Source organism: Pseudomonas sp. S3_B11 (assembly GCF_054667715.1).
Genome location: NZ_CP162749.1, coordinates 1,405,554 through 1,425,165, shown reverse-complemented (window position 1 = coordinate 1,425,165; position 19,612 = coordinate 1,405,554). Strand labels below are relative to the sequence as shown.

The 19,612-nt window shown below is 59.6% G+C and carries 24 protein-coding genes and 1 tRNA gene; 5 read left to right on the top strand and 20 right to left on the bottom strand.

The window, feature by feature from the left end:
- Positions 1–244: 244 nt before the first annotated feature.
- The 9 genes from AB4O22_RS06720 to thrS form a co-directional block, all read right to left on the bottom strand.
- Positions 245–321: transfer RNA gene (locus tag AB4O22_RS06720), tRNA-Pro, on the bottom strand.
- Between the two features lie 90 nt (positions 322–411).
- Positions 412–768 (bottom strand): MerR family transcriptional regulator, encoded by a 357-nt coding sequence (locus AB4O22_RS06715; protein WP_003179985.1) that lies wholly within the window; start codon positions 766–768, stop codon positions 412–414.
- Positions 749–1,051: an integration host factor subunit alpha gene (ihfA, locus tag AB4O22_RS06710; RefSeq protein ID WP_002553164.1), complete on the bottom strand. Its 303-nt coding sequence runs from the start codon at positions 1,049–1,051 to the stop codon at positions 749–751. Before ihfA ends, AB4O22_RS06715 begins: the two co-directional genes overlap by 20 nt.
- Before the next feature lie 3 nt (positions 1,052–1,054).
- On the bottom strand, positions 1,055–3,433 hold the full coding sequence (gene pheT, locus AB4O22_RS06705) for a phenylalanine--tRNA ligase subunit beta (protein ID WP_460096012.1): 2,379 nt from the start codon (positions 3,431–3,433) through the stop codon (positions 1,055–1,057).
- 179 nt (positions 3,434–3,612) lie between these two features.
- Positions 3,613–4,629: a phenylalanine--tRNA ligase subunit alpha gene (pheS, locus tag AB4O22_RS06700; RefSeq protein ID WP_003203624.1), complete on the bottom strand. Its 1,017-nt coding sequence runs from the start codon at positions 4,627–4,629 to the stop codon at positions 3,613–3,615.
- Positions 4,630–4,738: 109 nt separating this feature from the next.
- Positions 4,739–5,095: a 50S ribosomal protein L20 gene (gene rplT, locus AB4O22_RS06695; protein ID WP_002553161.1), complete on the bottom strand. Its 357-nt coding sequence runs from the start codon at positions 5,093–5,095 to the stop codon at positions 4,739–4,741.
- A gap of 30 nt (positions 5,096–5,125) precedes the next feature.
- Positions 5,126–5,320, bottom strand: coding sequence for a 50S ribosomal protein L35 (rpmI, locus tag AB4O22_RS06690; protein ID WP_002553160.1), 195 nt, complete (start codon positions 5,318–5,320; stop codon positions 5,126–5,128).
- Between the two features lie 60 nt (positions 5,321–5,380).
- Complete coding sequence (gene infC / locus AB4O22_RS06685) at positions 5,381–5,932, bottom strand: translation initiation factor IF-3 (protein ID WP_169432615.1); 552 nt, start codon at positions 5,930–5,932, stop codon at positions 5,381–5,383.
- On the bottom strand, positions 5,932–7,854 hold the full coding sequence (gene thrS / locus AB4O22_RS06680) for a threonine--tRNA ligase (protein WP_003203626.1): 1,923 nt from the start codon (positions 7,852–7,854) through the stop codon (positions 5,932–5,934). The genes infC and thrS overlap by 1 nt, the downstream gene beginning before the upstream one ends.
- Positions 7,855–8,223: 369 nt before the next feature.
- On the opposite strand from thrS, the gene AB4O22_RS06675 reads away from it, so the two are divergent.
- Both AB4O22_RS06675 and AB4O22_RS06670 read left to right on the top strand, forming a co-directional pair.
- Positions 8,224–8,526, top strand: a complete 303-nt coding sequence (locus tag AB4O22_RS06675) for a hypothetical protein (protein WP_003203628.1) — start codon at positions 8,224–8,226, stop codon at positions 8,524–8,526.
- A gap of 289 nt (positions 8,527–8,815) precedes the next feature.
- Positions 8,816–9,028, top strand: coding sequence for a cold-shock protein (locus AB4O22_RS06670; protein WP_003179963.1), 213 nt, complete (start codon positions 8,816–8,818; stop codon positions 9,026–9,028).
- Positions 9,029–9,096: 68 nt separating this feature from the next.
- Here the strand turns inward: AB4O22_RS06670 and AB4O22_RS06665 are convergent, their stop codons facing one another.
- Positions 9,097–9,411: an I78 family peptidase inhibitor gene (locus AB4O22_RS06665; protein WP_003203630.1), complete on the bottom strand. Its 315-nt coding sequence runs from the start codon at positions 9,409–9,411 to the stop codon at positions 9,097–9,099.
- A 161-nt stretch (positions 9,412–9,572) separates the two neighbouring features.
- Positions 9,573–9,878, bottom strand: coding sequence for a hypothetical protein (locus AB4O22_RS06660; RefSeq protein WP_003203632.1), 306 nt, complete (start codon positions 9,876–9,878; stop codon positions 9,573–9,575).
- A 127-nt stretch (positions 9,879–10,005) separates the two neighbouring features.
- On the opposite strand from AB4O22_RS06660, the gene AB4O22_RS06655 reads away from it, so the two are divergent.
- Positions 10,006–10,203: a hypothetical protein gene (locus tag AB4O22_RS06655; RefSeq protein WP_003203634.1), complete on the top strand. Its 198-nt coding sequence runs from the start codon at positions 10,006–10,008 to the stop codon at positions 10,201–10,203.
- A 47-nt stretch (positions 10,204–10,250) separates the two neighbouring features.
- On the opposite strand, the gene AB4O22_RS06650 is transcribed toward AB4O22_RS06655, so the two are convergent.
- From AB4O22_RS06650 to AB4O22_RS06615, 8 genes are all read right to left on the bottom strand, one after another.
- Positions 10,251–11,279, bottom strand: coding sequence for a nucleoside hydrolase (locus AB4O22_RS06650; protein ID WP_003203636.1), 1,029 nt, complete (start codon positions 11,277–11,279; stop codon positions 10,251–10,253).
- 30 nt (positions 11,280–11,309) lie between these two features.
- Positions 11,310–11,714: a D-ribose pyranase gene (rbsD, locus tag AB4O22_RS06645; RefSeq protein ID WP_460096011.1), complete on the bottom strand. Its 405-nt coding sequence runs from the start codon at positions 11,712–11,714 to the stop codon at positions 11,310–11,312.
- Complete coding sequence (gene rbsK, locus AB4O22_RS06640; protein WP_460096010.1) at positions 11,711–12,625, bottom strand: ribokinase; 915 nt, start codon at positions 12,623–12,625, stop codon at positions 11,711–11,713. The genes rbsD and rbsK overlap by 4 nt, the downstream gene beginning before the upstream one ends.
- 23 nt (positions 12,626–12,648) lie before the next feature.
- The gene (locus tag AB4O22_RS06635) at positions 12,649–13,668 is read right to left on the bottom strand and encodes a LacI family DNA-binding transcriptional regulator (RefSeq protein ID WP_013693779.1); all 1,020 of its coding nucleotides are present in this window, start codon (positions 13,666–13,668) and stop codon (positions 12,649–12,651) included.
- A gap of 3 nt (positions 13,669–13,671) precedes the next feature.
- A complete protein-coding gene (locus tag AB4O22_RS06630; protein WP_013693780.1) occupies positions 13,672–14,649 on the bottom strand; it encodes an ABC transporter permease in 978 nt (325 codons plus the stop codon).
- Positions 14,646–16,199, bottom strand: a complete 1,554-nt coding sequence (locus AB4O22_RS06625) for a sugar ABC transporter ATP-binding protein (protein ID WP_460096009.1) — start codon at positions 16,197–16,199, stop codon at positions 14,646–14,648. Before AB4O22_RS06625 ends, AB4O22_RS06630 begins: the two co-directional genes overlap by 4 nt.
- Positions 16,200–16,257: 58 nt before the next feature.
- A complete protein-coding gene (locus AB4O22_RS06620; RefSeq protein WP_013693782.1) occupies positions 16,258–17,214 on the bottom strand; it encodes a sugar ABC transporter substrate-binding protein in 957 nt (318 codons plus the stop codon).
- A gap of 133 nt (positions 17,215–17,347) precedes the next feature.
- On the bottom strand, positions 17,348–17,794 hold the full coding sequence (locus AB4O22_RS06615; RefSeq protein ID WP_013693783.1) for a hypothetical protein: 447 nt from the start codon (positions 17,792–17,794) through the stop codon (positions 17,348–17,350).
- 197 nt (positions 17,795–17,991) lie between these two features.
- On the opposite strand from AB4O22_RS06615, the gene AB4O22_RS06610 reads away from it, so the two are divergent.
- Positions 17,992–18,291 carry a DUF1654 domain-containing protein gene (locus AB4O22_RS06610; RefSeq protein WP_027913013.1) on the top strand — a complete coding sequence of 100 codons (300 nt, stop codon included), beginning with the start codon at positions 17,992–17,994 and terminating at the stop codon, positions 18,289–18,291.
- A gap of 5 nt (positions 18,292–18,296) precedes the next feature.
- The gene (locus tag AB4O22_RS06605) at positions 18,297–18,986 is read left to right on the top strand and encodes an endonuclease (protein WP_013693784.1); all 690 of its coding nucleotides are present in this window, start codon (positions 18,297–18,299) and stop codon (positions 18,984–18,986) included.
- Between the two features lie 144 nt (positions 18,987–19,130).
- On the opposite strand, the gene AB4O22_RS06600 is transcribed toward AB4O22_RS06605, so the two are convergent.
- The gene (locus AB4O22_RS06600; protein ID WP_003203657.1) at positions 19,131–19,496 is read right to left on the bottom strand and encodes a hypothetical protein; all 366 of its coding nucleotides are present in this window, start codon (positions 19,494–19,496) and stop codon (positions 19,131–19,133) included.
- Between the last annotated feature and the right edge of the window lie 116 nt (positions 19,497–19,612).

Below are 19,612 nucleotides of genomic sequence, written 5' to 3'. Positions count from 1 at the left end.
GGTGGATGAAGCAGGAACGTTGGAAACGGCTTTGGATTTTCAGCCCAGCCACCCAGGCATTGGCGACGTGGCTGACATCACCCGGATTGCGCGGGCACCGGCAAACACCACACCGCACAAGCTAACGAGACCATCGCGGCATAACATTTCGCGATCCAGAATATCCGCGGGAGTAAATGTGGGAGTATTTTTAAGACATGAAAAAGCCCAACCTTTTCAGATTGGGCTAAGTCATTGAAGAATATGGTCGGGACGGAGTGATTCGAACACTCGACCCCTAGCACCCCATGCTAGTGCGCTACCGGACTGCGCTACGCCCCGACTAGGCGTGAATCTTGTTCCGCTTCTCAGCGGAACGCTCAGGAATATATCGCAAGCTTTTGAAAACTGGAAGTATTTAAAAGCAGAAATTTATTTCTTGAGCACCACCAGAACATCTTCAAGCTCGGCGATCATCTGGCGGATCATCTGTTTGTACTGGGTTGTATCGTCTTTGGCCTCATCACCGGAGAGGCGCAGACGCGCTCCGCCGATGGTGAACCCCTGGTCATAGAGCAGCGCGCGGATCTGCCGGATCATCAGCACGTCTTGGCGCTGATAATACCGACGGTTTCCGCGGCGCTTGACCGGGTTGAGTTGAGGAAACTCCTGCTCCCAATAGCGCAGCACGTGCGGTTTTACCGCACACAGCTCGCTGACTTCACCAATGGTGAAGTAGCGTTTGCCCGGGATGACGGGTAGTTCGTCGTTATGACTTGGTTCCAGCATAAGCCTCAACTCGGGCCTTCAACTTCTGCCCTGGACGAAAGGTGACCACACGGCGAGCCGTGATCGGGATTTCTTCTCCCGTTTTCGGATTGCGGCCAGGCCGCTGGCGTTTGTCCCGCAGGTCGAAATTGCCGAAACCGGACAACTTGACCTGTTCGTTGTCTTCCAGAGCGTGCCTGATTTCTTCGAAAAACAGTTCGACCAATTCTTTGGCCTCCCGTTTATTCAGGCCCAGCTCCTCATACAGACGTTCCGCCATCTCAGCTTTCGTCAGAGCCCCCATACGTCACTTCCTTAACGTGGCGTTCAACCTGGTTTCGAGCGAGGTGAGGATATTCTGCGTTGCGGTATTCACCTCATCGTCATTAAGAGTGCGCGATGGATGCTGCCAGGTCAAGCCAACTGCAAGGCTTTTTCTATGCGGATCAATGCCTTTACCCTGATACACGTCAAATAGCCTGAGGTCCGTCAGCCATTCGCCTGCATTTTCACGGATTACGTCCAGTACAGCACTGGAAGCAACGTCACGGTCGGCCAGCAATGCAAGATCACGACGCACTTCAGGAAAGCGCGATAACTCCTGGAATTTCGGCATTTTCCCCAGGGCCACTTCGGCCAGAACCAGCTCGAAAACGAAGACCGGACGATCAAGACCCAGGGTTTTCGACAGTTCCGGGTGAATGGCACCGACATAGCCGACTTCACGCCCGTCTCGTTCGATGCGCGCGGTCTGCCCCGGGTGCAGCGCCGGGTGCTTGCCCGGGACGAAAGTGAACGCGTCGAGCGCACCGGCGAAGCCCAGCACCGCTTCCACGTCAGCCTTGACGTCGAAGAAATCGACGACGTCGCGACCTTGCGCCCAGCCTTCCGGCAGACGGCTGCCACAGACGACACCGGCCAGCATCGGCTCTTGCTTCAAACCATCCAGCTGACCGACAAAACGCAGGCCACTTTCGAACAGCCGCACGCGATCCTGCTGACGGTTCAGGTTGTGCTGGAGCGACTTGACCAGGCCCGGCCACAGGGACGAACGCATGGCTGCCATGTCGTTGGATATCGGATTGGCCAACAACAATGGCTCGACACCCGGATTGAACAGCTCGAACTGACGAGGATCGATGAAGCTGTAGGTGATCGCTTCCTGATACCCACGGGCCACCAGCAGGCGACGCAATTCCGGCAGGTCGCTGCGGGCTTCAGCCTTGGCCTGTGGGGCCAGGCGGGCTTGCGGGTAGCGAACCGGCAGGCGGTTGTAGCCGTACAGGCGGGCCAGTTCTTCAATCAGGTCGACTTCCAGGCTGATATCGAAGCGATGGCTTGGCACTTCGACGCGCCACTGCCCTGCCCCATCGGCGCTGATGTTCAGGCCCAAGGCGCTGAGCAGGCGTTCGACTTCGGCCGGGTCCATTTCCATGCCCAGCATCTGGGTGATGCGCTGGGCACGCAGGGTGACCGGGGCAATCTTGGGCAAGTGCTGTTCGCTGACAGTCTCGATGATCGGGCCGGCTTCACCACCCGTGATGTCCAGCAGCAGGCCTGTGGCGCGCTCCATGGCTTCACGGGCCAGTTGCCAGTCCACGCCACGCTCGTAACGGTGCGAGGCATCGGTGTGTAGGCCATAGGAGCGGGCCTTGCCAGCGACGGCGATCTGGTCGAAGAACGCACTTTCCAGGAATACATCGCGGGTCGTCGTGGAGACACCACTGTGCTCGCCGCCCATTACGCCAGCGATTGCCAGGGCACGGGAGTGGTCGGCAATCACCAGGGTGTCGCTGCGCAGGGTCACTTCCTGGCCGTCGAGCAGTACCAGCTTCTCACCCTCTTCGGCCATGCGTACGCGAATGCCACCGTTGATTTCGGCGAGATCGAACGCATGCAGCGGCTGACCCAGCTCCAGCATCACATAGTTGGTGATGTCGACAGCGGCGTCGATGCTGCGCACGTCGGCACGACGCAGGCGCTCGACCATCCACAGCGGCGTCGGCTTGGACAGGTCGACGTTACGGATCACACGACCCAGGTAACGCGGGCACGCGGCCGGCGCCAGGACTTCAATCGAACGCACTTCGTCGTGCACGGCCGGCACGCTCGCAACCACGGGACGCGTCACTGGAGCGGCATACAACGCGCCGACTTCACGGGCCAGGCCGGCCAGGGACAGGCAATCGCCACGGTTCGGTGTCAGGTCGACCTCGATGCTTGCATCGTCCAGGCCCAGGTATTCACGGATGTCCTGGCCAACCGGCGCATCCGCCGGGAGTTCCATCAGGCCATCGTTGCCTTCGCCAATCTGCAGCTCGGCCTGGGAGCACAACATGCCGTTGGACTCAACGCCGCGCAGCTTGGCTTTCTTGATCTTGAAGTCGCCCGGCAGTTCGGCACCGATCATGGCGAACGGGATCTTCAGGCCCGGGCGCACGTTGGGCGCGCCGCAGACGACCTGGAAGGTTTCCGCGCCATTGTTGACCTGGCAAACCCGCAGTTTGTCAGCGTCTGGGTGCTGCTCGGTGCCCAGCACCTCGCCCACGACCACACCGCTGAAATCACCGGCGGCCGGCGTGACGCTATCGACCTCAAGGCCGGCCATCGACAGGCGAGCAACCAGCTCGTCCCGACTTACCTGCGGGCTTACCCAGCCGCGCAGCCATTGTTCACTGAATTTCATCCTGCTCCCCTAATAGATTCGTTACGGACTGCGACCTAGGCCTTGTACGTAAAGTGCCTGCGCGACGATCATGCTGCGTTGAAAACAGGCTCGGAATGCTCATTTACAACCAGTAGACTCCGCTTCCTCGCCTGTTTTCGCCTTGCCTGATCGCCGCTCGGCGACTTTTCGTACAAGCCCTAGCGAAATTGCGCAAGGAATCGCAAGTCGTTGTCGAAGAACAGGCGCAAGTCATTCACACCGTAACGCAGCATGGCCAGGCGCTCGACGCCCATGCCGAAGGCAAAGCCCGAGAACTCTTCCGGGTCGATCCCGGACATACGCAGCACGTTCGGGTGAACCATGCCGCAGCCCATGACTTCCAGCCAGCCAGTCTGTTTGCAGACGCGGCAGCCTTTACCGCTGCACATCACGCATTCCATGTCGACTTCAGCCGATGGCTCGGTGAACGGGAAGTACGAAGGGCGGAAACGCACGGCCAGTTCTTTTTCGAAGAACACCCGCAGGAACTCTTCGATCGTTCCTTTCAGGTCGGCGAAATTGATGTCGCGATCAACCAGCAGGCCTTCGACCTGGTGGAACATCGGCGAGTGGGTGATATCGGAGTCGCTGCGGTACACACGGCCTGGGCAGACGATGCGGATCGGCGGCTGTTGCGATTCCATGGTGCGGACCTGTACCGGCGAGGTATGGGTGCGCAATAGCATGTTCGCGTTGAAATAGAAGGTGTCATGCATCGACCGGGCCGGGTGATGGCCTGGGATGTTGAGCGCTTCGAAGTTGTGGTAGTCGTCTTCGACCTCAGGGCCTTCGGCAATGCCGTAGCCGATGTGGGTGAAGAATTGCTCGATGCGTTCCAGCGTCCGGGTCACCGGATGCAGGCCACCGGAAGTCTGGCCACGGCCAGGCAGGGTCACATCGATGGACTCGGCGGCGAGCTTGGCAGCCAGATCCGCCTCCTCGAACAACGCCTTGCGCGCATTGAGGACCTCTGTGACACGCTCCTTGGCAACGTTGATCAGCGCACCGACCTGCGGACGCTCTTCGGCTGGCAGGTTCCCCAGGGTCTTCATCACCTGAGTCAACTCGCCCTTCTTGCCAAGGTAGTGAACCCGGATTTGCTCCAGGGCATTGATATCTTCAGCGCTTTGCACAGCCTCTAGTGCTTGAGCGACCAGCGCGTCCAGGTTTTCCATGTACAGACTCCAGATACGAAATAGGGGAAGAGCTTTAAGGCTCTTCCCCTATTTATGACGTTCGACACCTGGGCCCACAGATGTAGGCCCCGGTGACTGCCGGGGGTACTTAAGCCAAGGTGGCTTTAGCTTTCTCGACAATCGCAGCAAACGCCGCTTTTTCGTTCACTGCCAGATCAGCCAGAACCTTACGGTCGATCTCGATGGACGCTTTTTTCAGGCCAGCGATGAAACGGCTGTAGGACAGACCGTTAACACGAGCACCAGCATTGATACGAGCGATCCACAGAGCGCGGAACTGACGTTTTTTCTGACGACGGTCACGGTAGGCGTATTGGCCTGCCTTGATTACCGCTTGCTTGGCAACACGGAATACGCGGGAACGCGCGCCGTAGTAGCCTTTAGCAAGTTTCAGAATTTTTTTGTGACGCTTACGGGCAATGACGCCACGCTTTACACGAGCCATGAGTTACTTCCTCTATTCTTGATCCAAAAATTAACGAAGGCGCAGCATGCGCTCGACTTTTGCCACGTCAGACGGATGCAGCAAGCTGCTACCGCGCAGTTGACGCTTACGCTTGGTCGACATTTTGGTCAGGATGTGGCTCTTGAAAGCGTGCTTGTGCTTGATACCGTTAGCAGTTTTCAGAAACCGCTTAGCAGCACCACTTTTGGTCTTCATCTTTGGCATGTTCGGATACTCCGCATTCAGTTGATAAACATAATCGCAAGGCCTGCCGTGCCCTGGTGATTACTTCTTCTTTTTCGGGGCGATGACCATGATCAGCTGGCGTCCTTCCATCTTAGGATGCTGTTCGACCGAACCGTACTCGAGCAGGTCTTGTTCAACCCGCTTGAGGAGTTCCATCCCCAGCTCCTGGTGGGCCATCTCACGGCCGCGGAATCGCAAGGATACCTTGGCCCTGTCCCCGTCACTCAGGAAACGTACCAGGTTGCGCAGTTTTACCTGGTAATCCCCTTCCTCCGTCCCTGGACGAAACTTGATTTCTTTTACCTGAATCTGCTTCTGGTTTTTCTTCGCCGCGGCAATCTGCTTCTTCTTCTCGAAGATCGACTTGCCGTAGTCCATCACCCGGCAAACCGGTGGGACTGCGTCTGCGGAAATTTCTACCAGATCAAGCTTGGCTTCTTCAGCAATACGAAGCGCTTCATCAATCGAGACGATGCCAATCTGCTCGCCGTCAGCGCCAATTAACCGAACCTCGCGTGCCGAGATATTCTCGTTGATCGGGGCTTTCGGTGCAGCTCGTTTATCTTGTCTCATTTCACGCTTAATAATAATTACTCCAAATCTGGGCGACCACGCCGGGAAACCGCTTGCGCGAGAAACTCAGCGAATTCGGCGACGGGCATCGAGCCCAGGTCAGCACCTTCACGAGTACGCACAGCGACAGTCTGCATCTCGACCTCCCGATCTCCAATAACCAAGAGAAAGGGAACCTTGAGCAAAGTATGCTCGCGGATTTTAAAGCCGATCTTTTCATTTCTCAAGTCGGACTTGGCACGAAATCCGCTTTGATTGAGAGTTTTTTCGACTTCGGCGGCAAAATCTGCCTGTTTATCAGTGATATTCATGATCACTGCCTGGGTCGGCGCCAGCCACGCAGGGAACGCGCCCTCGTAGTGTTCGATCAGAATCCCGACGAAACGCTCGAACGAACCGAGGATCGCGCGGTGAAGCATGACCGGGTGCTTGCGGCTGTTGTCTTCGGACACATATTCAGCGCCCAGACGGATCGGCAGGTTGAAATCGAGCTGCAAGGTACCACACTGCCACACACGACCGAGGCAATCTTTCAGCGAGAATTCGATTTTCGGACCGTAGAAGGCCCCCTCGCCCGGCTGCAGGTCGTACGCAAGGCCCGCGCTATCAAGGGCGGCGGCCAGGGCCGCTTCGGCGCGATCCCACAGCTCGTCGGAGCCAACGCGTTTTTCCGGACGAGTGGACAGCTTCATCTCGACTTCGGTGAAGCCGAAGTCGCGATAGACGTCCATGGTCAGCTTGATGAAGGCGGCGGATTCGGCCTGCATCTGCTCTTCGGTGCAGAAGATGTGTGCATCGTCCTGGGTGAATGCACGCACGCGCATGATGCCGTGCAGCGCACCCGACGGCTCGTTGCGGTGGCAGGCACCGAACTCGGCCAGGCGCATCGGCAGCTCGCGGTAGCTCTTCAAGCCCTGGTTGAACACCTGCACGTGGCATGGGCAGTTCATCGGCTTGATGGCGTAGTCGCGGTTTTCCGACTGGGTGGTGAACATGTTGTCGGCGTAGTTGGCCCAGTGCCCGGATTTCTCCCACAGGCTGCGGTCCACCACTTGCGGCGTCTTGATTTCCAGATAGCCGTTCTCACGCTGGACCTGGCGCATGTACTGCTCGAGCACCTGGTACAGGGTCCAGCCGTTCGGGTGCCAGAACACCATGCCCGGGGACTCTTCCTGGGTATGGAACAGGCCCAGGCGCTTGCCGATCTTGCGGTGATCGCGCTTCTCGGCTTCTTCGATGCGCTGGATGTAGGCCGCCAGTTGTTTCTTGTCCGCCCAGGCAGTGCCATAGACGCGCTGCAACTGCTCGTTCTTCGCATCGCCACGCCAGTAGGCGCCGGACAGCTTGGTCAGCTTGAAGGACTTCAGGAAACGCGTGTTCGGCACGTGCGGGCCACGGCACATGTCGACGTATTCTTCGTGGTAGTACAGGCCCATGGCCTGCTCGTCCGGCATGTCTTCCACCAGACGCAGCTTGTAGTCCTCGCCACGGGCCTTGAAGACTTCGATGACTTCGGCGCGCGGGGTGACTTTCTTGATGACGTCGTAATCTTTCTCGATCAGCTGCTGCATGCGCTGTTCGATGGCCGCCATGTCTTCCGGCGTGAAAGGACGCTCGAAGGCGATGTCGTAATAGAAGCCTTCGTCGATGACTGGCCCGATGACCATCTTCGCGCTCGGGTACAGCTGCTTGACCGCATGGCCGACCAGGTGCGCGCAAGAGTGGCGAATGATCTCCAGCCCCTCTTCATCCTTTGGCGTGATGATTTGCAGCGTGGCGTCGCTGTCGATGACGTCACTGGCGTCGACCAGCTTGCCGTTGACCTTGCCGGCCAGGGTGGCCTTGGCCAGGCCCGCACCGATGGATGCGGCGACCTCGGCTACGGAAACCGGGTGATCGAATGAACGTTGACTGCCGTCGGGAAGAGTAATAGTTGGCATGGCGCCTCCTCTCCTAGTGGTGACCCCTACCAAAGGTCACGTGGGTTGGGATGAGCCAGTACAAGATCCAGTCCAGGCCATTCAATGACGAACGCCTGCCTTACAGCGGCAGGAGCCTTGCGGCCAACCGGAAAACCGAACCAGAGTGACTGGGATTCAAATCAGGGTTATTCGAACATTTGCCGCCGGGACGAGTTGTCATCCGCAGCCTGGAAATACCCGAGCCCGGCATGCTAGCACAGATGAACGGTCATCGCCGCGCTGGAATTGAAGCAGGCGTAAATCCAGGGTTTTTATGCCAGAGTGCTGAACTGAACCGAGCGCAACGCCTCAGATATCAAGACATCGACCCGAAAGGAGCATCTTCGCATGCGTCTCAATACATTGTTTGCAGTAGTCGCCCCCCTCGCCCTGCTGCTTCCACTGACCGCCCATGCCGACTGGCCCAAAGGCGAGCGCGAAAAATACATGGCCCAATGCACCGAGGCGGCAACGCCCCAGATCGGCCCGGCCGCTGCCAAGGCTCATTGCGCCTGTGGCGCCGATGCGATCAAGTCCTATCCAGCCGCGGACATCCAGGCCTTGATGGACAACAAGGCCACCCCACAGCTGCAGCAAAAGGCACTGGGGGAGATCGCAAAATGCAAGGCCGACAACAAGGCGAAAAAGTGAGAAAGCAGGGTTCCTGAACAGGCCCGGCAGGGTTGAAAAGCTCTGATTTCAGGCTTTTTTGAACGATTTATTCAGGTTTTACAGCTTTTTTTATCGTCTTTACTTTCGGCTGAAAGCCTTTAAAACCGGGCCTTTCAGCGGGTAAAGGCAGTAAAGTAAACACGACTGATTGGCAAACAGCGCGTCTGGGGGGGTCCCAAATCGAACATTTCGACTATGATACCCGGGTGTGCCCAGTTGGCCTGAGCAGCACAGTACACTGAAAATATATGTTTCTTGGAGATACACCATGTCTAATCGCCAAACCGGCACCGTTAAATGGTTCAACGATGAAAAAGGCTTCGGCTTCATCACTCCTCAAGGTGGCGGTGACGACCTGTTCGTACACTTCAAAGCTATCGAAAGCGACGGTTTCAAAAGCCTGAAAGAAGGCCAGACCGTTTCCTTCGTGGCTGAGAAAGGCCAAAAGGGTATGCAAGCTGCACAGGTTCGCCCAGAGTAATTTCTCGGCGCACTAAAAAAACCCCGTCCATGTGACGGGGTTTTTTGTGGGCGATTGAAAACCGCCTGTCAGCCGCAGTTCACCCGGTTGACTACCAGGTTGGCATCGGTATTGAGGTTCAGGCGATCGGAGCGGTACTCAAGCGTCACCATGTCGTTGGGCTTGAGGATCCGGGCAATCTGCGCGCCGGCACGGGTACGAGCCTGCTCCAGCAATTGTGGCGAGGCCTGCTTGCCAATGGCGAACTCGGCGCCCTTTGCTTCGCAGCGGCTGTGACCGGTCTCGGTCGCCACGGGTTCGGGGGTCGATTCCGAGGTGCTGCTGCAACCGCTCAAGACCACCGCAGCCAACAGAGTACTCAATGACGCGAGCTTCCAAGGCATGAAGCCTCCTTTTTCGATAAATAAACAGAGAGCGTGCGACAACCCAAACGGCGCTTGGTTTCAACACCACAGCCCTCGGTCTGGCTCATCCGGAAAACCAGCAGTTTGCCTGAGCCGCTACCGCTGTTCAGACATGAATCGTGACTGGATATGAACGCCGCTCAATAAACGTCGATGTAATCGAACGGAGGATTGGGCCAGTTATCCTTCAGCGCATTGTATATCTGCATGACCCAGACCTCGTCGCTGGCAGCGACCCGCCCGACGTATCCCGAGCCCTTCGCCCAGGTCTCGAGCCGAAACAGCAAACCATCGATGTCAGCGCCACCGACCACACCCGAGGACAAATAGGCGATACCGCCCTTGGTCACGCGCAGCTGGGTATGCTCGTCATCACTGGCCGAAGCCAGTAATTGGCGAACCGCCTCGAGGGTCAGGCCATCCGGAGCGTTCAAATCGATCTGCACGGCGGGGCTCCTTTAAAAACAAAAAAAGAGTGTCGCACAGCCCTCCTCCAATGCCTAAGTCGCAGTGCCAAACCGGGGGCAAAAATGCTTAACTCCACTTACAGCCCTCCAACTCGCGAGCCCTACCATGAGCACCGTCAGCATCGAAGCCACCATCAATGCCAAATGGTCGGAGGGCCATAGCTCCTATAGCCCGAGCAGCCCCGAGGAACTGGCAATCATCGGCATAGAATTGCTGGTGAGGGAACTGGGGACGGAGGTCGCCCGCAACTTCATCCAGCAGGCATTCGAACGCTACCCGAGCGTGGTCGACGCCGTGGACTGATACTCACGCACCCGCAGGCCCAACCTGCGGGCGCATAGCCAGGCAGGTTACTTGAGGCGCGCCAGGCGCTCGGTCAGCAGGTCGAAGAAGCCCTGGGCATCACCGTTTTCCACCCAGAACGCGTTCTTCGGTGCTTTCAGGCCATCGTACCAGTCGACGATGGTCTGCCCGAACGTCGGGCCCTCGCGACTGTCCACGACGACATTGACCGAACGACCAGTGAACAACTGCGGCTTGAGCAGATAGGCAATCACCGTCGCGTCATGCACCGGCCCGCCCGTCATCCCGTAGTGCTCCATGTCGCCCTTGACGTATTCGTTGAGGATATCGCCCACCAGCTTGCTGGCATTGTTGTTCAGCGCCGCGATCTGCTTCAGGCGCGCTTCGCTGGTGAGGATCTTGTGGGTCACGTCCAGCGGCAGGTACGTCAGCTTCACGCCGCTCTTGGCCACGACCTCGGCCGCCTGCGGGTCGGCGAACAGATTGAACTCAGCCACCGGCGTGATATTGCCGCCGTTGAAATGCGCACCGCCCATGATCACCACTTCCTTGATGCCCTGGACGATATCGGGCTCCTGCACCAGCGCCAGGGCCAGGTTGGTCTGCGGGCCAAGCATGGCAATGGTGATGCTGTGTGGCTTGGCCGCCTTGAGCGTGTCGATCAGGTAGTTGACGGCATTGCCTTCGGCCAACCCTTTCTTCGGCTCGTGCACGGTGACACCCGACAGGCCTTCCTTGCCATGGATGTTTTCCGCGTAGATCGGCGTGCGCATCAATGGTTTCGGCGCACCGGCATACACGGGCACGTCTTCGCGCCCCGCCCATTCCCGGGCCAGGCGAGCGTTGCGAGAGGTCTTGTCCAGGCGCACATTGCCGGCGACGGTGGTCAGCGCACGGATATGCAGCTCCTCGGGCGACGCCAGGGCGAACAACAGCGCCACCACGTCGTCAGCCCCTGGATCGGTGTCGATGATCAGGTCGATTTTTTCCGCCGCCTGGGCGCTCGTAGCAGTGATCAATGACAAAAGCAGCAGACTCCGGATCAGTTGATGCATTTTCTGAGCATAGCGGTGCATGGCGCACTCCTTGTGCAGGGTTGAAGAGGGTTAGAACGTCACTCCAGCGACCAGCACGATATTGCAGTACGGAGAGCACTCGCCTGTGCGAATGATCGCCCGCGCCTGTCGGCTGATGATCTTGAATTGTTCATGGTTGACCAGCTCCCGCTCGCCCAGCGCACCCTCCGCATGCAGCGCCTCCAGGGTCGTCAGGGCCGACGGTTGTTTATCGAGGATCTCCTCGGCCAGGACATGGCTTTGCACCTGCATTTCGCTAAGCACCACCTTCAAGGTACTGACAAAGTCAGGAATGCCATGGGTCAGGGCCAGGTCGATCAATTCGACCTGGGGCGGCACGGGCAGGCCGGCATCACCGATGACCACCTTGTCGCCATGGCCCAGGGAAGCGATCAGTCGTGACAGTGCCACATTCAACAACGGCGTCTTTTTCATGATTTGAAAGCCTGTACTTCCAGCAACGTGGGGATTGAAGGCTGCGCGCCCGCGCGGGTGACCGACAGCGCGGCGGCGGCCTGGCCGAAACGAATCGCGTCGACCTCGCTTTTGCCGCTGGCCAGGGCTGCCGCGAAGCCGCCGACAAAGGTGTCTCCGGCCGCCGTGGTGTCCACTGCCTTGACCCGTGGGGCCGGGAAGTGTTCGAAGCTGGCGCCGTTGGCAAACATCAACCCCTGGGCACCCAGGGTCACGATCACCTTGCCGGCGCCAGCGGCGATCAGATGCGCCGCGGCGGCTTCGGCGGTTTCCAGGGAGTCCACCGCCAGTTCGCTCAAGACCGCTGCTTCGCTTTCATTGGGAATCAGGTAGTCGATGCAGGCGTACCAGTCGGCCGGCAACGTCCGCGAGGCTGGCGCCGGGTTGAGGATGACGATTTTGCCCAACTCACGAGCGCGCTTGAGGGCGTGGCCGACGGTGGCATCCGGCACTTCGAGCTGGCAGATGACAACATCGGCGCTTTGCAGCACTTCATCGACACTGTCCAGGACCTCGGCGGTGAGCGCACCGTTGGCACCGGCGACGATAACGATCGCATTCTGGCTGTTGTCGTCGACAACGATCAGCGCCACGCCGCTGGCCCCCTCCACCACGCTGACCGCCTGGCAGTCGATGTCCTCGGCCAACAACCCGTTACGCAATTGTTCGCCGTAGGCATCATTGCCCACGCAACCGACCATCGATACCTGCGCCCCCAGGCGCGCGGCGGCCACCGCCTGGTTGGCCCCCTTGCCGCCCGGGATGGTGGAGAACGACTCGCCGATCAGTGTTTCACCACCACGCGGCAGACGCGGCGCCCGGGTTACCAGGTCCATGTTCAGGCTGCCTATTACCACTACTTTTGCTGGCATACATCACTACTCATCAATTCGGTTCAGCGGTATTGGGCGAATGTACCGGACAGCGGTGCAGTCGACTCTCGCAGGACAATACTCGGCGTCACGATCCGCTGCTCGGTGGCAAGGCCCGGCGTCGCAATACGTCGCAGCAGCACTTCGGCCGCCATCTCGCCAAGTTGCAGGATCGACTGCCCTACCGTGGTCAACGCCGGGTAGACATAACGGCTCATCTGGATGTCATCGAAACCGATGACCGACAGTTCGCTGGGCACGCGCACGTTACGTTCAGCGGCGGCGCGCAGCACACCGATGCCGATCATGTCGTTGGCCGCAAAAATCGCGCTCGGCGGCTGCTGTTCAAGCAGTTGCGCAGCGGCGCGGTAGCCGCCGGTACTGGTGAAATCGCTCTCGAGCATGCGCTCGACGGGCAGCTCGATCCCGGCCTCTTTCAACGCACGGCAGTAACCGGCCAAGCGCATTTGCGCCACGCTGGTGTTGGCCGGGCCACCGATGAAGGCGATATCGCGGTGACCCAGCTCCAGCAGGTGCCGGGTCGCCAGGTAAGCGCCGTATTCATGATCGATACGCACCAGGTCTGCGTCGACGCCCTCGAGCCCGCGGTCGACGATCACCATGGGCGTGCGCACGTTGGACAGCCCCTCGGCCAAGCCGACATCACCGCCGGCGGACGCAAAGATCAGGCCATCGATGCGCTTTTCCAGCAGCACCCGCAGGTAGCTGCGCTGCTTGTCCGGGTTGTCGTCGGAGTTGCACAGGATCACGCAATAGCCGTTGCGCTCACAGTAATCCTCGATCCCCCGGGCCAACTCGGCAAAGTAAGGGTTGAGGCTGTTAGGCACCAGCAGGCCGATGGTCGCCGTGGTCTTGGCCTTGAGCGACCGGGCCACGGCGCTGGGCACGTAGTCCAGGCGCTCGATGGCCGCCTCGACCTTGAGCCGCACTTCCTCGCTGACCGGTCGCGTCTTGTTCACCACGTGGGACACGGTGGTGTAGGAAATCCCGGCGAGCGCTGCTACATCCTTGATCGTCGCCATGGTTCAGCCCCGCCGACTGGCGCGCTGGCTGCGATAGGTATCGAGCACGACTGCCACCACGATCACCGCACCGGTAATGATGCGCTTGGTCGGCTCAGTAGCGCCGATTTGCGCCAGGCCCGCCGCCAGCACGGAGATGATCAGCACGCCAAAGAAGGTGCTGATGACCGAACCGCGCCCACCCATCAAGCTGGTGCCACCGATGACCACGGCAGCGATGACTTGCAGCTCAAGCCCTGAACCGGCGTTCGGATCCGCCGCTTCCAGGCGCGAAATCTGGAACAGCGCAGCCACACCGGCCAGCAAGCCCATCAGGCTGAACACCAGGATCTTGTAGGGCTTTGGATTGATACCGGCCAGGCGCACGGCTTCTTCATTGGTGCCGATGCCGATCAGGTAGCGGCCGAACACCGTACGGGTCAGCACTGCCTGGGCAATGAAGATCACCAGCAAGGCGATAATGAACGAAGGTGAGATGCCAAAGGCGATGGGATTGGACAGCCAGGCGAACGAGTCGCCGATGTAGGCGGTCCTGGAACCGGTCATCTGGTACGCCAGGCCTCGGGCCATTTCCAGCACGCCGAGGGAGACGATGAACGATGGGATCCGCCACGCCACGGTGATCGAACCGGTGACCGTACCCGCCAGCGCCGCCACGGCCATGCCGAGCAAGGCCGATGGCCAGACGCTCCAGCCCCAGCCGAGCACGGCCACGCTGACCGTCGATGCCGCGAGCGCCAGCACCGACCCCACCGACAGGTCGATGCCACCGATGATCAGGATGAACGTCATGCCGACCGCCAGCACCATGAGGTCCGGAATCTGGTTGGCCAAGGTACTGAAGGTGTCATAGGACAGGAAATGGCTGCTCAGGGCCGAGAACAGCGCGACCATGGCCAGCAGCGCGCCGGCCAGGCCCAGGTAGGTCCCGAGACCATAGAAGTTGCCACTCGATTTGCCGACGGCAGATGCGGTTTTCATGAAAAATCCCTAGGCGCTGCTTCATTGAGCAACGCATCACGTTTCTGGTAGCCGGCGAATGCGGCGGCAAGCAAGTCATCCTGGGTCCAGCTGTCGCGCTCGAAGGTGTCGATCAGGCGTCCGGCGGACAGCACGCCGATCCGGTCACAGATCAACATCAGCTCCCGCAGGTCGCTGGACACCACGACCAGCGCCTTGCCCTGGCGCGTCAGCTCGCCGAGCAGCGCATAAATGTCGAATTTGGCGCCAACGTCGATGCCACGGGTCGGCTCGTCGAACAACATGACCGCGCAATCGCGTTCGAGCCAACGCCCGATCACGACTTTCTGCTGGTTGCCACCCGACAGCTCGGACACCAACTGGGTCGGGCTGGAACTGCGGATGCGCATGGCATTGACCTGCCGCTGTGCCAAGGCCAGTTCAGCATCGCCATTGACCAGGCCGGCGCTGGAAATCTCCGGCATGTTGCCCAGGGCAATGTTGGCGGCGATGGATTGGGTCAGCAGCAGGCCTTCGCCCTTGCGGTCTTCGGTGATCAACGCGATGCCATGGGCCACCGCATCGGACGGGGAGCGAATGCTCACGACCTGGGCCGGCGAACCCAGCGCCACCGTGCCGCTGTCGGCGGTATCGGCACCGAAGATCAGCCGCAACAGTTCGGTGCGCCCTGCCCCGATCAGGCCGGAGATACCGAAGATCTCGCCACTGCGCACTTCAAAGGACACGTCGCGGACCTTGTCGGAGCGTGTCAGGCCTTTAACCGTCAGCGCCGGCGCGCCGATCTGGCGTGGGCCCAGGTCGATATGCTCGCCCAGCTCCCGGCCGACCATCAGGGTCACCAGTTGCTCGCTGTTGTAGTTGGCCATCGGCTCGACGCAAACCAGGTTGCCATCGCGCAGTACGGCAATGCGCTGGGCGACCCGCGCCAGTTCTTCGAGGCGATGGGAAATGTAGATGATCGACACGCCGCGAGCCTGCAGACGAGTGATCTGTTCAAAGAGCATCTCGACTTCACGGGCCGTCAGCATCGCCGTCGGCTCATCGAGAATCAGCACATGGCAGTCGCCGATCAGGTTGCGGGCGATCTCGACCATCTGCTGGTGACCGATCCCCAGTTCGCCGACCAGCGTGTCGGGATCGATTGCATCCAGCCCCACCTGGGCCATGGCCTCGATGGCCGCCTTGCGCAATTGCTTGCGACTGATCCAGCCGCCGTGGTTGGGCAGGTTGTCGAGAAACAGGTTTTCGGCCACGGAAAGCGTCGGCAGCAGGTTGAGTTCCTGCATCACCATGCGCACGCCCAGCTCTTCAGCCTGGGTCCGACTGCCAGGACGATAATCCTGACCTTGAAACTGCATCTGCCCGTTCGTCGGCGTCACCAGCCCGCCGATGATCTTGGACAAGGTACTTTTGCCGGCGCCATTTTCGCCGGTCAGCGCCAGCACTTCACCGCGCATCAACGTCAGGTTGATATCGGTCAGTACAGGCTGGGCATAGGTCTTGCCGATACCGCTGACGCACAGGACAGCGTTCGGGTCGAGAACGGACATAACAAACTCTCCAATGCGCTCGCCCGGATGGGCGAGCACCGTTGTGTCGCCAGGATAACTACTTGGTCACCAGCTCGACCGGAGTTTCGATAACGCCGTTGATACCGCTGTCAACTTTTTCGCCCTTGAGGATCTTCAGCGCCGTCTCGATGCCGAACACGGCCTGCTTGGCGGCGAACTGGTCGGCCGTCGCCAGGACACGACCATCCTTGAGCATCGGCTTGATGGCATTGATGTTGTCGTAGCCGACTACCTGCACCTTGCCCGCCTTGCCCGCCGCGCGCACGGCCGATACAGCGCCGACCGCCATGCTGTCGTTACCGGCCAGCAGGGCCTTGATGTTCGGGTATTCGCTGAGCATCGACGCGGCAACCTGGTTGCCCTTGTTGATTTCCCAGTCACCCGATTGCAGGGAAACGACCTTGACCTGCGCCGCCTCCATCGCGTCCTTGAAGCCCGCGGTGCGTGCCTGGGCATTGGTGGTGGTGGACACGCCTTCGATGATGCCGACTTCGTCACCGGCCTTGAGCTGCTTGGCCAGGTACTCGCCCACCAGGCGCGCCCCTTTGCGGTTGTCCGGGCCTACGAACGGCACATTGATGTTCTTGCTTTTGACGACGGCCGGATCGAGCTGGTTATCGATGTTGATCACGGTGATGCCAGCGTCGACGGCTTTCTTGATCACCGGCACCATGGCCTTGGAATCCGCTGGCGCGATGATCAGCGCATCGACCTTGGACACGATCATCTGCTCGACGATGCGAATCTGGTTGGCAGTGTCGGTTTCATCCTTGATCCCGTTGGAGATCAGGTCGAAATCGGCGGAGTGTTCCTTCTGATAAGCCTTGGCGCCGTCTTCCATGGTCAGGAAGAACTCGTTGGCCAGGGATTTCATGACCAGGGCGACCTTGGGTTTTTCTGCGGTCTGGGCGAATGCCGAGGAGATAGGCAGCGCAGCGGATGCGGCCGCGAGCATGGCAACAGCGAGAAGGCGTCCAGCGAATGGCAACTTCATGGGTTCACTCCGATCTTATGATTATTGTGAGCAAATCAATGCACGGAACGCCGCGCAAACGTTTGCGTGAAGTGAACTATGGTAAGGCTTCGGAGATTTGTCAACGTTGCGGTTTCATCCGCAACGTCGCAGTTCAGGCCGTCGTATTGACCACCGTACCCGAACTGGCGCCCTTTGCCAGCTCCGTGACCAAACGGCCGGTGACCTCCAGCAACGCGCCACTGGTGTCGGCGATCTGTCCCTGGGCCGCCATGACCGCCGAGGTCTTGGCTTCCGCCGTTGGGTAGTCGCGCGCCTGTGCGGCGGCCAGTTGTTGCTGCTGCTCCCTGAGCTGTTGCTGAAGCTCTTGCATCCGCTTGAGCAAAATCTGGACGGCAATGCTCTGGGTGCTGCCGCTCTCTTGTGCCTGATCGGTCGCTTCCGCGCCCGCCCCCGTACGGACTTTGCCGGGCGTTTGCGTCTCGCCAAGGGCCTCATCGGCGGCCTCGGTACTCGCCTCGTTCAAGGCCTTCAGGGTGGCTGCGGACTGACCGCCGATGGTCACGGCCGCCGCGTTGGGAAAGCCGACTGTAAACGACATGACAAAACTCCATGGGTGGGATTCCTACGCAGGACATCGCCCGCCAAAGCAATTTCTTTAGCGCTCGCGCAAATCCGCCACAGGCCGGAGCGGTTGATCCACCCATTTATGCCAGCCAATAAAAAATTCCTTTCGCCTACACCAAAACGAAAAAAGTGCTGTCAGACGATTTTCTTGAATTTTAAGCAGTTGCGTAATTGCCTACGGTTAAATACTGTATGCACGTACAGCTTAATAAGGATAATCCTGTGGCCCCGCCCTCCGCTGCAACTACCCCTTTAGATTCCTATACACGACTCGGCCTGCGGGTCTCGAAAATCATCAACGCCCCCACCGCGCAAAAAGCCAAGGCAGCCCTGATCTTCCGTCTTCCCGACGAGCCGGTGGATGAGTGGGAGCGCCTGCTGGAAGAAATCGACGAGAACGACAACGTGACCCTCGCCTATCGCGACGATGGTGGTGTGCAGGTTTTCTGGGTTGTGCCGAAGGAAGATTGAGTCTGATGAGTGTTCGCTGTTTAGCTTTTTTGCTTGTGTTTATCGCCATGGGCGCACAGGCCGGTGCTCCGCGCACCTTCAACGAAGCCAAGAAAGTCGCCTGGAAACTCTACGCGCCACAATCCACCGAGTTTTACTGTGGCTGCAAATACACCGGCAATCGCGTGAACCTGGCCGCCTGCGGTTATGTACCGCGCAAGAATGCCAGCCGTGCCGCCCGTATTGAATGGGAACATATTGTCCCGGCGTGGCAGATCGGCCATCAGCGTCAATGCTGGCAACAAGGGGGTCGCAAGAACTGCACCCGCTATGACCCGGTCTATCAACGGGCCGAGGCCGACCTGCACAACCTGGTGCCGAGCATCGGGGAAGTGAACGGTGATCGCAGCAATTTCAGTTTCGGCTGGCTGCCGGTGCAGAAGGGTCAGTACGGCTCATGCCTGACCCAGGTGGACTTCAAGGCCAAGAAGGTCATGCCCCGCCCTTCTATCCGGGGCATGATCGCCCGGACCTATTTCTACATGAGCAAGCAATATGGCCTGCGCCTCTCGAATCAGGACCGGCGCTTGTATGAGGCCTGGGACAAGACCTACCCGGTCGAAAGCTGGGAGCGTCAGCGCAACCAGAGCGTGGCGTGCGTCATGGGCCGCGGGAACGAGTTCGTGGGGCCGGTGGACATGAAGGCCTGCGGCTGAGCTGGCATTTATGAAACTGTGGGAGCGAGCTTGCTCGCGATAGGGGCATGTCAGTCAACATCAACATTGGCTGATCCACCGCTATCGCGAGCAAGCTCGCTCCCACAGGTTTTGTGGCTTGACTGGCTTATTTGTGCTGCCCGATTACTGGGCCGTCGGGTAATCCACCACCAACGTCTCGATGTTGCGTTTTTTCGCCCGGACCAGGGCAGCCGTCACCTGTTCCTGCTTGGCTTCGGCCTCAGCCTTGGAGCTGAAAGGACCGACCAGGACGCGCTCCTTGCCGTTTTCCCGCACCACGTTCGACATGAAGCTGTGTTCGATGAGCCAACCGGTCAGGTCGCTGACCGCCTGCGGCGTTTCGCCGCGAACCTCGACGGCCCACTGCGGCGCGGCAGCGGCGGCCGGTGCGGAGGTCGCTACGGGTTTGGGTTTCGGTGCTTCGACGTCACGCCCCTCACCGCATCCTGCCAGCACCAATACCGCAATAACCCAAGCCAATTTGCGCACAACGTTTCCCTCGGAAGACATGAGGGACGGATTTTAGCACCCGTGCCCCTCAAGATCGCCGCAAACAGTGCTCAAAACACGAGAATCCTGCCCGGCGTCTCTGTATAGTCGCACCC

Bases quoted from the DNA above. Each gene is read 5' to 3' on its own strand.
- AB4O22_RS06715 (WP_003179985.1), bottom strand. From the start codon at position 768: ATGCTGGAACCAAGTCATAACGACGAACTACCCGTCATCCCGGGCAAA.
- ihfA (WP_002553164.1), bottom strand. From the start codon at position 1,051: ATGGGGGCTCTGACGAAAGCTGAGATGGCGGAACGTCTGTATGAGGAG.
- pheT (WP_460096012.1), bottom strand. From the start codon at position 3,433: ATGAAATTCAGTGAACAATGGCTGCGCGGCTGGGTAAGCCCGCAGGTA.
- pheS (WP_003203624.1), bottom strand. From the start codon at position 4,629: ATGGAAAACCTGGACGCGCTGGTCGCTCAAGCACTAGAGGCTGTGCAA.
- rplT (WP_002553161.1), bottom strand. From the start codon at position 5,095: ATGGCTCGTGTAAAGCGTGGCGTCATTGCCCGTAAGCGTCACAAAAAA.
- rpmI (WP_002553160.1), bottom strand. From the start codon at position 5,320: ATGCCAAAGATGAAGACCAAAAGTGGTGCTGCTAAGCGGTTTCTGAAA.
- thrS (WP_003203626.1), bottom strand. From the start codon at position 7,854: ATGCCAACTATTACTCTTCCCGACGGCAGTCAACGTTCATTCGATCAC.
- AB4O22_RS06675 (WP_003203628.1), top strand. From the start codon at position 8,224: ATGCGTCTCAATACATTGTTTGCAGTAGTCGCCCCCCTCGCCCTGCTG.
- AB4O22_RS06670 (WP_003179963.1), top strand. From the start codon at position 8,816: ATGTCTAATCGCCAAACCGGCACCGTTAAATGGTTCAACGATGAAAAA.
- AB4O22_RS06665 (WP_003203630.1), bottom strand. From the start codon at position 9,411: ATGCCTTGGAAGCTCGCGTCATTGAGTACTCTGTTGGCTGCGGTGGTC.
- AB4O22_RS06655 (WP_003203634.1), top strand. From the start codon at position 10,006: ATGAGCACCGTCAGCATCGAAGCCACCATCAATGCCAAATGGTCGGAG.
- AB4O22_RS06650 (WP_003203636.1), bottom strand. From the start codon at position 11,279: ATGCACCGCTATGCTCAGAAAATGCATCAACTGATCCGGAGTCTGCTG.
- rbsD (WP_460096011.1), bottom strand. From the start codon at position 11,714: ATGAAAAAGACGCCGTTGTTGAATGTGGCACTGTCACGACTGATCGCT.
- rbsK (WP_460096010.1), bottom strand. From the start codon at position 12,625: ATGCCAGCAAAAGTAGTGGTAATAGGCAGCCTGAACATGGACCTGGTA.
- AB4O22_RS06635 (WP_013693779.1), bottom strand. From the start codon at position 13,668: ATGGCGACGATCAAGGATGTAGCAGCGCTCGCCGGGATTTCCTACACC.
- AB4O22_RS06630 (WP_013693780.1), bottom strand. From the start codon at position 14,649: ATGAAAACCGCATCTGCCGTCGGCAAATCGAGTGGCAACTTCTATGGT.
- AB4O22_RS06625 (WP_460096009.1), bottom strand. From the start codon at position 16,199: ATGTCCGTTCTCGACCCGAACGCTGTCCTGTGCGTCAGCGGTATCGGC.
- AB4O22_RS06620 (WP_013693782.1), bottom strand. From the start codon at position 17,214: ATGAAGTTGCCATTCGCTGGACGCCTTCTCGCTGTTGCCATGCTCGCG.
- AB4O22_RS06615 (WP_013693783.1), bottom strand. From the start codon at position 17,794: ATGTCGTTTACAGTCGGCTTTCCCAACGCGGCGGCCGTGACCATCGGC.
- AB4O22_RS06605 (WP_013693784.1), top strand. From the start codon at position 18,297: ATGAGTGTTCGCTGTTTAGCTTTTTTGCTTGTGTTTATCGCCATGGGC.